Genomic DNA, 2625 nt, shown 5'->3' with positions numbered 1-2625 from the left:
GGTGTATCCGTGCCCTGTTCTCCGCCCGGGGCGCTCAGGAACACGTTGCTGCCGATGCTGGAGTAGGAGGATCGCACCCCGTCCGCGTTGATGGCGCTCACCACCAGGTTCCAGAAGTTGCTGTTGGAGGGATCGATGTTGCTGTTCTCAAATGGCAGCTTTGGCATGTCGCCGGTGCGGTTGAGCACATAGCTGCCGGAGGCAATCCGGTTGAAGCCGTTACCAGCCGCCTTGATATAGGCCGCGCCTTGCGCCTGAAGGGTCAGTTGCTCGAACAGGCGATCGAGTTGCACCTGATCCAGCTCGTTGGCCCCTTCTGGATCGACCAGACTCGTGCCGTAGCTCTGATTGAAGACCCGGTTGTCCGCGGTGACGGCGTTGCCGCCGAGGGCATAGAGCCAGTCCTTCTGCAACTGTTGGCTGTTGTCATCGAGCAGGTTAAAGCCCTGCAACTGGGCGCGGGGAGCCACCCCCAGGGTGCCTATGGTGTTGTCCACCGAGGCTATGATGCCGGATATCGAAGTGCCGTGGGCACTGTCCGGATCGGTCGGGGTCGGATCGCTGCTGCCGGTCACCACGTTTTTGGAACCGGGGCGCACATTGTCGGCCAGATCCGGGTGCGCTATGGCGATGCCATCGTCCACCACGGCCACATTGATGCCCTGACCCAATACCTCGGTGCGGTGTGCCCACCAGAGGTTGAGGTCATTGCCCGCCACGCCGCCGCGTTTGCTGAAGGCATCCTGGCCGCTGTTGAGCAGGTGCCACTGCTGGTCCTGCAGGGGATTGATGCCGGGCAGACAACGGTCTGCGCTGCTGCGACCGATATCGAGTCCGGCCTCTTTGCCGGTGAGCGGGGTACAACTCTCATTAGCCTGAACTGAAGCGATAGGCATGGCCGAGAGCAGGGCCGAAATTGCCAACGCTAACGATGTTTTTCTCATTAATAAACTCCATTTTATACCGCACCATCCTGGGTACGGCTGGCATCTATACACGGGAAAAACAGAGCCAAAAAGCGCTCATTTCTGATCTGAGATAAGGCTCAAAAAAATCCCATCACAAACCCGTTTCAAACCATATGGGGGTTCCAGCGATTCACTTTATGTGCTCTTTTGAGAGCTTTGTCAGTGGATAGTCGTTGATGTTTTCTTTAGCGGTCAACATGTCTTAACCCTTGCTGCGGCTTTGGGAGGGTGCGGATGTGGCTCACCCCCATGCCGACAGCTACCCGCCGCGATGTGATCAAAGCCTGGATCGGGCGAAACGCCGGATGGCGGCCATCCCCCCGACAGCGGCAGCCAACAGGGTTGAACGTCGGGCTTAGCTGCCACTCGGTTAAGCTTGCCCTGTTTTGTTGCTTGGCGACGGGGAGGGGCTCTGTTATGGTGGCATTTATCAGCCGTTTGGATGGCTAGATGGTTGCGGCGAAGCCACCCAAGGTGGCAAGCGCCATCATAGGCCACCATTTTGATCATATTGACAGGGAGTTTCATATGCAGCGTCGTTCCTTCTTCACCCTCTCCGCGCTGGCACTGCTGGCCAGCAGCCTGCCGTTTTCCGTTCTTGCCGCCGAGCCGGCCAAGAAGGAGATTGTGATTGGCACGACAGTCGGGGATTTTGCCGACATGGTGACCGACTCCATCAAGCCGCAGCTGGAGGCCAAGGGTTACAAGGTCAAACTGGTGGAGTTCACTGACTACGTGACCCCCAATATCGCGCTGGCGGATGGCTCGCTCGATGTGAACTGCTTCCAGCACAAACCCTATCTGGAGAGTTTTTCAAAAGACCGGGGCCTGTCACTGGCTCCCATCACCCAGGTGCCGACCGGTCCCATGGGGCTCTACGCTGGCAAGTTGGGCGAGCTGAAGGCACTGAAAGAGGGGAGCACGGTTGCCATCCCCAACGACCCGACCAATCAGGCGCGGGCCCTGCTGATGCTGCAGGACCTGGGCTGGCTCACCCTCAAGGAGGGGATCAATCCGCTCAAGGCGAGCGAGTTTGATGTGGCGAAAAATCCGCACAATATCAAGCTGATCCAGCTGGAAGCTGCGCAACTGCCACGTTCGCGGGAGGATGTGGATTTCTCCGTCATCAACGGTAACTTCGCTGCCTCCAGCGGCATTGCGTTCAGCGAGGGGTTGTTCCTTGAGCGCAGCTACAACTTCATCAACTGGGTGGTGGTGAAAAGCGCCGATGCCGATCAGCCGTTTGCCAAGGACGTGGCGGCGGCCTACAACTCCGCCGAATTCAAGGCCTATGCCGCCAAGCGTTTCGTGGGTTACAAGTATCCCGAGGGCTGGCAGGGGCAGAGCGCCAGCAACTGAGCATGGCTATCGGTATGTGACGTTATCGCATAAACAAAAACGGGCACCAGAAGGTGCCCGTTTTTGTCGGCGTGGTCACAGGTGTCAGTAGCGACGTAGCCACCAGCGCGCGCCCAACAGGGCGGTCAGGCTGCCGAGCAGGGCGCTCGCCAGCACATCCTGCGGCCAGTGCATGCCGATCAGCATGCGCGACAGACCTATGCCCAGCGCCCATAGTGGCAGCAACCAGACCCCGGTGGGGGCGCGGGTCAGCCAGATCAGGCCGAAGAACTGGGCCAGGCTCATGGCGGCGATACTG

Annotated in this window: 2 protein-coding genes and 1 pseudogene; 1 reads left to right on the top strand and 2 read right to left on the bottom strand. The window is 59.2% G+C overall.

Features of this window, described 5'->3' with window-relative positions; translation table 11 throughout:
- Positions 1-944 (bottom strand): annotated as a pseudogene (gene asp, locus AAC083_RS18655) (serine protease Asp); the annotation flags it as partial.
- Positions 945-1496: 552 nt separating this feature from the next.
- On the opposite strand from asp, the gene AAC083_RS18650 reads away from it, so the two are divergent.
- Complete coding sequence (locus tag AAC083_RS18650; protein WP_108537398.1) at positions 1497-2327, top strand: MetQ/NlpA family ABC transporter substrate-binding protein; 831 nt, start codon at positions 1497-1499, stop codon at positions 2325-2327.
- Positions 2328-2411: 84 nt separating this feature from the next.
- On the opposite strand, the gene AAC083_RS18645 is transcribed toward AAC083_RS18650, so the two are convergent.
- Positions 2412-2625, bottom strand: a 214-nt coding sequence (locus tag AAC083_RS18645) for a phosphatase PAP2 family protein (protein WP_146181733.1), incomplete at its 5' end; no start/stop codon positions are given.

The sequence above is a fragment of the Aeromonas sp. HMWF014 genome (assembly GCF_963878295.1).
GTDB classification, from domain to species: Bacteria; Pseudomonadota; Gammaproteobacteria; order Enterobacterales; family Aeromonadaceae; genus Aeromonas; species Aeromonas popoffii.
This window is presented reverse-complemented; position numbering and strand designations above follow the sequence as displayed.

Coding starts and splice junctions, on each gene's coding strand:
- AAC083_RS18650 (WP_108537398.1), top strand. CDS start 1,497: ATGCAGCGTCGTTCCTTCTTCACCCTCTCCGCGCTGGCACTGCTGGCC.